At 52.0% G+C, this 7,178-nt stretch carries 7 protein-coding genes; all 7 read left to right on the top strand.

The features are described from left to right. The first annotated feature begins 187 nt into the window (after positions 1 to 187). Positions 188 to 1,534 (top strand): enolase C-terminal domain-like protein, encoded by a 1,347-nt coding sequence (locus tag BLT16_RS20360; RefSeq protein WP_089660767.1) that lies wholly within the window; start codon positions 188 to 190, stop codon positions 1,532 to 1,534. Between the two features lie 35 nt (positions 1,535 to 1,569). Continuing rightward, positions 1,570 to 2,511, top strand: coding sequence for a tripartite tricarboxylate transporter substrate binding protein (locus tag BLT16_RS20355; RefSeq protein ID WP_089660766.1), 942 nt, complete (start codon positions 1,570 to 1,572; stop codon positions 2,509 to 2,511). Positions 2,512 to 2,530: 19 nt separating this feature from the next. Beyond that, a complete protein-coding gene (locus BLT16_RS20350) occupies positions 2,531 to 3,049 on the top strand; it encodes a tripartite tricarboxylate transporter TctB family protein (RefSeq protein WP_176817298.1) in 519 nt (172 codons plus the stop codon). A gap of 15 nt (positions 3,050 to 3,064) precedes the next feature. Further along, complete coding sequence (locus BLT16_RS20345) at positions 3,065 to 4,576, top strand: tripartite tricarboxylate transporter permease (protein ID WP_089660764.1); 1,512 nt, start codon at positions 3,065 to 3,067, stop codon at positions 4,574 to 4,576. Between the two features lie 27 nt (positions 4,577 to 4,603). Continuing rightward, on the top strand, positions 4,604 to 5,620 hold the full coding sequence (gene yiaK, locus BLT16_RS20340) for a 3-dehydro-L-gulonate 2-dehydrogenase (RefSeq protein ID WP_218124481.1): 1,017 nt from the start codon (positions 4,604 to 4,606) through the stop codon (positions 5,618 to 5,620). Positions 5,621 to 5,894: 274 nt separating this feature from the next. Further along, positions 5,895 to 6,761, top strand: a complete 867-nt coding sequence (locus tag BLT16_RS21085) for an IS66 family transposase zinc-finger binding domain-containing protein (protein ID WP_245701791.1) — start codon at positions 5,895 to 5,897, stop codon at positions 6,759 to 6,761. Then, on the top strand, positions 6,662 to 6,967 hold the full coding sequence (locus tag BLT16_RS21080; protein ID WP_245701790.1) for an IS66 family transposase: 306 nt from the start codon (positions 6,662 to 6,664) through the stop codon (positions 6,965 to 6,967). Before BLT16_RS21085 ends, BLT16_RS21080 begins: the two co-directional genes overlap by 100 nt. The last annotated feature ends 211 nt before the right edge of the window (positions 6,968 to 7,178 follow it).

Below are 7,178 nucleotides of genomic sequence, written 5' to 3'. Positions count from 1 at the left end.
CGTCAGCCTGATCAAGGCCGGAGCGGCAATCATCGGCAGACCGGCGGGTAGCGTAAGAGCGCCGCTGGAGATGCCGAGTAATGCTGAGGTCGAACATTTGAAAGATATTATCCGGCGCTGTTCATAAGTAGCAGAGTGTCGGCGGTGAGAATTCTAGAAATGGCCTGTAAACTTCCTGGGTGAACATATGATTGATGCAGGTAACTCAACGCCAGTCATAACTGAGTATAGAGTGGTGCCGGTCGCAGGGCGCGACAGTATGTTGTTGAACATAGGCGGTGCCCACTCGCCATTTTTTACTAGAAACATCCTGATACTAAAGGATAGTTCTGGCAATGTGGGTGTCGGCGAAGCGCCAGGTGGTGAGGTAATTCAACGCTCTCTTGAAAAAGCACAATCATTCGTGGTGGGTAGCTCTTTAGGTAGAATGAAAAAGCTGGTCGCCTCACTGAGTCGTGATGGCCAGAGCAAAGATTATGAGGATTTTGGCCAAGGTGCCTGGACATTCGAACTAAGAGTGAATGCAGTTGCTGCGCTAGAAGCCGCGTTGCTTGACCTACTAGGTAAGCACCTTGGCGTGCCTGCTGCCGAGCTGCTGGGCGATGGGAAGCAGCGTGACCATGTAGAAGTCCTCGGCTACTTGTTCTTCATCGGAGAGCGTCAGGCGACCCCATTGGAGTATCGAGAAGGTAGCACCGATCGGCAACATGAGTGGTATCGCCTGCGTGATGAAAAAGCCCTCACATCATCATCAATAGTCGAGCTTGCTCAGGCTGCCCAGGATCGCTATGGGTTTCGAGACTTCAAGTTGAAGGGGGGCGTGCTACCAGGGGCTGAGGAGATAGAGGTCGTCACCGAACTGTCTCAGGTATTTCCCGAGGCACGTACTACCGTCGATCCTAACGGCGCTTGGGCGCTGCAAGAGGCGATAACACTATGCCGTGGTCTCAAGGATACTTTGGCATATGTTGAAGACCCTTGCGGAGCAGAGCAAGGCTTCTCCGGTCGAGAAACATTAGCAGAGTTCCGTCATGCTACGGGAATGCCCATCGCGACTAATATGGTGGCCACTAATTGGAGAGAGATGGCGCATGCCTTAATGCTTAGGTCTGTAGATATTCCGTTGGCGGATCCACATTTCTGGACGCTATCGGGTGCAATAAGAGTCTCTCAGTTATGTGCCGATCATGGTATGACATGGGGCTCTCACTCAAACAATCATTTCGATATATCACTTGCCATGTTTGCCCAGGTTGGTGCAGCAGCCGTTGGTAAAATCACCGCACTCGATACTCACTGGATATGGCAGGAGGGGGATAGTCGACTAACCCTCGATCCGCCTGAGATCGTTGATGGGAAACTGGCTGTTGGTGATAAACCCGGGTTGGGTGTCGATATTGATATGTCAGCAATAGAGGAGGCTAATAAGCTATATAACAGTTTACCAAGTAGCGGTCGAGACGATGCTACTGCAATGAAGTACCTGATAGAAGGATGGACGTTCGATCCCAAGAAACCTGCTTTCGTTAGATAGGATATTGACTAATAATCTCAATAAAGGGGAGTGACATGAAAAAATTAATTGTTAGTATTGCTGCTACATTTGCCGTTGTGGCTGCGACCAGTGCAATGGCTGAATATCCTGATAAGAATATAGAAGTGATCGTTCCTTTCTCTGCTGGAGGCGGTAATGACACTTTTGTCAGAGCACTTCAGCCATTGCTAGAGGAAAAGTTGGATACCGATATTGTGGTTCGTAATATCGCCGGTGGTGGTGGTGCCGTGGGTCTCTCACGCGCGGTTGCGTCTGATCCTGATGGATATACTCTTGCAGCCGCAAGTAATGCATTGCAGACCTTGGAGGCCATGGGAAATGTTGCATTTACCAGTGAAGACTTCGATTTCGTGGCCAAGGTGCTGGAAGAGCCATATGTAGTCGCGGTAGGTAGTGACAGTGAGTTCGAAACCCTTGAGTCCATGGTGACTGCGGCCCAGAATGGTCAGTCAGTCCAAGTCGGCGTGTCCGGAGTTGGTTCATCTGCACACATTGCTGCAGTCGCCTTCTCTGATGCAGCGGATGTCGAATTTAACATCATCCCCTACCCAGGCGGCTCAGAGACGATTTCCGCAGCGATGGGTGGCCATGTCGATGCGGTAGTATTAGGTGGTGCAGAGCTTCGTTCACCATTGCAATCAGGTCGTCTCAAGGCGCTTGGAATGTCATATGAAGAGCGCAGCGATTCATTGCCGGATGTCCCGACGTTCAAAGAAGAAGGCTATGATCTTTCGCTTACGGTGTGGCGCGGAATTGCAGGGCCGAAGGGGCTGCCTGACAATGTCAAGGAAACGTGGGTGAGTGCTATTGAAGAAATCATGGCAGAAGGTTCCTTCCAGGAAACGGCCGATAATCTTGGATTAGATATCGCTCCACTTTATGGCGATGAACTTGATGAATTCATCACTACCTCCGCACAGATCATGCGAGAGGCTGCGGGCGATCTTGCACAGTAATCATCTTGGAGCTTGGCTGATGGATAGAGATATTGGAAAACCCTTGTTCGACATTTTCCTTCTGGTGGCATCTGGGATTGGCTTTTATTATGCTACCACTCTGCCATCAATCACGTCGGCGGGAGGTATCACTCCCGCCTTTTTTCCAAAACTACTGTCAGGGCTGATATTCGTTTGTGCAGTGCCCTGCTTTATCCGTGATAGCTTGGAATGGCTATCGCAGCGGCGGGAGCGTGATTATGAGGCTCAGAACGTACGCAGTGATGGTCCCAAAAGTGCAGTGGCCCAATGGCTTTTTATCATGGCGCTCATTATAGGTTACGCCATTATTTTTGAGCGCTTAGGATATTTAGTCAGCACGTCCTTGTTTTGCTTTTTATCAGTGCTTGGTATGGTCATGTTGAGCGGCGAGTTCTCTGGCATGAGTGCTGTTAATAAGTTGAAGAGTGGCTTGGGGTATCTCGCGTTCTCCATTATATTGTCTTCTTCGATATTCTTTGTTTTTACAGCCTTGTTTAATATTCCCCTGCCGAATTAGCCTGGAGACGTTTTCATGCTTGCTGGATATATTGAAGGTCTCTCAATGGTCTTTCAACTCGGTACTCTACTGGCGATTGCTGGTGGAACCTTGCTGGGGATCATCATGGGGGTATTGCCTGGTTTGACCTCAGCCATGGCCATTGCACTACTATTGCCCGTTACATTTGGTATGCCCCCTGTGATGGGGATTGGAATGTTGTTAGGAGCCCTGTGCGGAGCAGGGGTTAGCGGATCTATTCCGGCAATTCTATTGAATATTCCTGGAACCCCTTCATCAGTTGCTACCACTTTTGATGGCTACCCTATGGCCCAAAGAGGTGAAGCGGGCAGGGCTTTAGGACTAGCGATTGTTGCTTCCTTTTCTGGCGGTGTGGCCAGTATGGTTATACTCAGCCTGCTCGCTCCTCCAATTGCGGAATTTGCCCTTAGATTCGGTGCTGCTGAATATTTTTCTCTAAGTATTTTTGGTTTGGTGATTATCGCCTCAGTGGCTGGTAAATCGCTTTTGAAGGGGCTGATTGCAGGCTTTATTGGCTTTTTTGCCTCTACGATTGGTACTGACCCAATTGCGGGTGTAGATCGTTTTACATTTGGTCAGCTGTCACTGCTGACAGGTATCAATATACTTCCAGCTTTAATTGGGTTGTTCGCCATTTCTCAGATCCTAAAAAATGCTTTCGAATATGATCCTGCCGAAAAACTAACAGCAGGGAAACATAAGATTGATCTTGCACGTCCAAGGTTTGTCGAGACATTTCGTAATTGGCGGGCATTGTTGGCCGGGATTGGCTCAGGCTCTGTCGTTGGACCGGTTCCTGGTGCAGGCGGTAGCATCGCGTCACTCGTTGCTTACGACCAAGCACGTCGTTTTTCTAAAAATCCCGAGAAATTTGGCAGCGGACACAGTGCTGGCATCGTATCTGTCGAAAGTGCCAATAATGCTTTGTTAGGTGGTGCTCTCATACCGACTCTAGCGCTGGGTATTCCTGGCGAGGCAGCAACAGCCGTATTACTTGGAGGCTTGATGATTCAAGGCATCACTCCTGGCCCAATGTTGTTCGCCGATCAAAGTGGCACCATATATGGAATATTTTTAGCTTATCTGGTGGCAAACTTTGCGATGCTCCTGATCATGTGCTTGGGCATAAAAGTTTTTGTGAAAGTGCTTATGGTTCCCAGGAAGCAACTGTTAGCTGCCATTGTGGTTTTCTGTTTTATTGGCGTTTATGCCGTCGATGGCGATGTGTTTAATATCTATTTGATGCTGGCATTTGGTGTGCTTGGTTACTTTCTGAACAGGTACGGATTTGGAACGGCCCCCGTTATATTGGGGTTGATCTTGGGGCCTATTGCGGAGTCAAACTTACGGCGCGGACTGCAAACTTTTCAAGGTGACTGGACGCCGTTTTTCACTAGACCTTTGAGCGCAACCTTCTTGCTGATTGCGCTGCTGCTCTTGGCAGTCACATTATGGCAGAATTATCGTGCATATAAGAAAGACCTGGAAGAAATAAAGAGTGCCTAACAAGCTGAGCAAGGAGAGCTAATCGCTATGACAAGTGTTGTTTCCTTGAATGAGATGAGAGATATGATTGAGCGATCTCTTATGCGGGTTGGCGTCGCTCGAAATGATGCTGAAGTTTGTTCAAAAGTCCATGCGGAGAGCACCAGAGACGGTGTTGCTTCTCATGGGATTAATAGAATTCCTCGACTAGTGGACTATATCAAGCGGGGATGGGTGAATCCCCGTACCAGCTTGTCACTCATTCACTCTTTGGGGGCAATCGAAAGTTATGATGGAGAGTTTGGGCTGGGCGTCGGTAATGCAATGCTAGCTACCCAGCGTGCCATGGAATTGGCGCGCATTCATGGGGTTGGCATCGTGACGATACGTGATACGACTCATTGGATGCGAGGTGGAAGCTATGCCTGGCATGCAGTGGAACAAGGTTTCTCTGCCATCATGTGGACGAATACCGAATCTTGCATGCCAGCATGGGGTGCTGTCGAGCAGAGTATCGGCAACAATCCACTGGTCATTGCCGTTCCCGGAGATCCGGTTCCGTTGGTACTGGATATGGCAATGTCGCAATTCTCTTATGGCCGATTAGCATCGACTGCTGAAAGAGGTGAATCGCTACCTGTCGATGGGGGCTTTGATATTGATGGTGGTTTGAGCCGAGATCCCAAGGCAATCCAGTCCTCACGGCGTTTGCTCCCCATGGGCTACTGGAAAGGTTCCGGCCTTGCCATACTCCTGGATGCCTTGGCGGCGATGCTAGCCCAAGGACGAAGTGGTCACCGTATCGATGAACTGCAACGTGGGAGTGGTACTGGTTGTTGCCAAGTCTTCATGTTATTTGATCCTGAACACCTTGGCGGTCGTCAGATGTGCAATGACTTGGTTGACGGCATGACGTCGCACTTGTCGTCACTGGCACCGGACACCCCTGACGGTAGCGTTCGCTGGCCGGGCGCTTCGACCTTTCAGCGTCGGGTTGGAAATAGTCACCGCATCTCGGTCAGTGATGAGGTTTGGCAACAAGTCAGGATGTTAGCTGGAGCTTGACTATCCCTAAACGGTTATTACTTGATCGTATCTGAGAGGCGCTTGCGTCTCTCTTGGTGCCGGCCACACGTTATTCGGCAGGTAACCCCCATTTTACCGCGAGAGCGACTATTCATGTGCGTCGTCGGTCGTGTAAGGCCTATTAAAATTAATCGCGTGATCAGTGCCATAGCCACCGAGCAGCCGGTGTACCATAAGCGCTCCACAAACCCCATCTTCTACAGCTGAGGTAGCACGCGTCAGACAGGTGTCACGCGATTCCAAGGAAGACACCATGACCGATCTGACCTCGACACAGGCCTTCTGGCTGGGTCATTTGTTCCATGCATCTTCAAGGCAACTGGCGCTGAGCAAGTACGCCGAGGAGCAAGCGCTGGACCTGGCGTCACTGCTGGCGTGGGAGCAGCGCCTGGTGGTGCAGGGTATGTGCCCGTGCCACCTGGCATCGGCCGCTGCGCTTCGTCGCCGTGGAGGTGGCCCGATGATCTGGCCGGAGACCCGGCTGCGCGTCTACCTGTGCCGCAAGCCGGTCGACATGCGCAAGCAGATCGATGGACTGGCCATCGAGCGCCAGTTCGGCCCCTCCACCGAAAAATACCGTGTCGCGCAAGGTGACCTCCCCATCAACGAGGCCGAAGTAGCGGTCGATGAGGAAGAGGCCAGCGCCCAGGATGACACGGCTGACGACGAGGTTGACGCACCGGCCGAACCCCATCAGCCGGCCAGGCGCCGCACCCGTGGCGGCCGAGTGGCGCTACCGCCCGTACTGCCCCGCATCGAGGTGATCCATGAGCTCCCCGAGGGTGCCCGTCATTGCCACCAGGACGGCACCGAGCTCAAGGAGATCGGTAAAGAGATCAAAGAGGAACTGCATGTAGTGCCGGCGAGGGTCGAGGTGATTCGCCATTTGCGCTTCAAATCTGGCTGCCGGGCCTGTGAAGAGGGGGGCAAATCGCCCCGGCGCCGGCCAAGCTGCTGCCGAAAAGCAATGCTAGCCCGACCCTGCTCGCCTATGTGGCGACCGCCAAGTATCAGGATGCCTTGCCGCTCTACCGGCAGAGCCAGATCTTTGCCCGCCACGGTGCCGAGATCCCGTGCAACACCCTGGCCCTATGGATGGTGCAGGTTGGCGAGCGGCTGATGCCGCTGATCGAGGCCCTACGACAGCACCTGCTGCGGGCCCCGCTGATTCATATGGACGAGACCACGCTTCAGGTCAACGCTGAAGCCGACCGGCCAGCAAGCTCAAGATCCTACATGTGGTTGCAGCGCGGTGGAACAGAGCGGTGGCGATGCCAGGTCGCGCCACGCTCCGAGCTGCCGTACTTGCGTATTTTGATAACTTGAACTTTAGTCGGAAATTACCGCCCTCCCGCTTGTTCGCTACCGCCAAAATCTCTAGCTTGTATGTTGTATGATGTATGACACCGACAGGGATCGGCAGTCGATGACAACACGGAGGTGTGGCCTCCAGAGCAAGAGGGTAGACGGGTGACGTTTTCCAACCAAGCAGTGAAGCGTGCAGTAGGCGATGGGCTGTTGTCCTTTCCCATCACCG

The sequence above is a fragment of the Franzmannia pantelleriensis genome (assembly GCF_900102875.1).
Classification (GTDB): Bacteria; Pseudomonadota; Gammaproteobacteria; order Pseudomonadales; family Halomonadaceae; genus Franzmannia; species Franzmannia pantelleriensis.
This window is presented reverse-complemented; position numbering and strand designations above follow the sequence as displayed.

What these genes read in the sequence shown, in the direction of transcription:
- BLT16_RS20360 (WP_089660767.1), top strand. Translation starts at nt 188, where the DNA reads ATGATTGATGCAGGTAACTCAACGCCAGTCATAACTGAGTATAGAGTG.
- BLT16_RS20345 (WP_089660764.1), top strand. Translation starts at nt 3,065, where the DNA reads ATGCTTGCTGGATATATTGAAGGTCTCTCAATGGTCTTTCAACTCGGT.
- yiaK (WP_218124481.1), top strand. Translation starts at nt 4,604, where the DNA reads ATGACAAGTGTTGTTTCCTTGAATGAGATGAGAGATATGATTGAGCGA.
- BLT16_RS21085 (WP_245701791.1), top strand. Translation starts at nt 5,895, where the DNA reads ATGACCGATCTGACCTCGACACAGGCCTTCTGGCTGGGTCATTTGTTC.
- BLT16_RS20350 (WP_176817298.1), top strand. Translation starts at nt 2,531, where the DNA reads ATGGATAGAGATATTGGAAAACCCTTGTTCGACATTTTCCTTCTGGTG.
- BLT16_RS20355 (WP_089660766.1), top strand. Translation starts at nt 1,570, where the DNA reads ATGAAAAAATTAATTGTTAGTATTGCTGCTACATTTGCCGTTGTGGCT.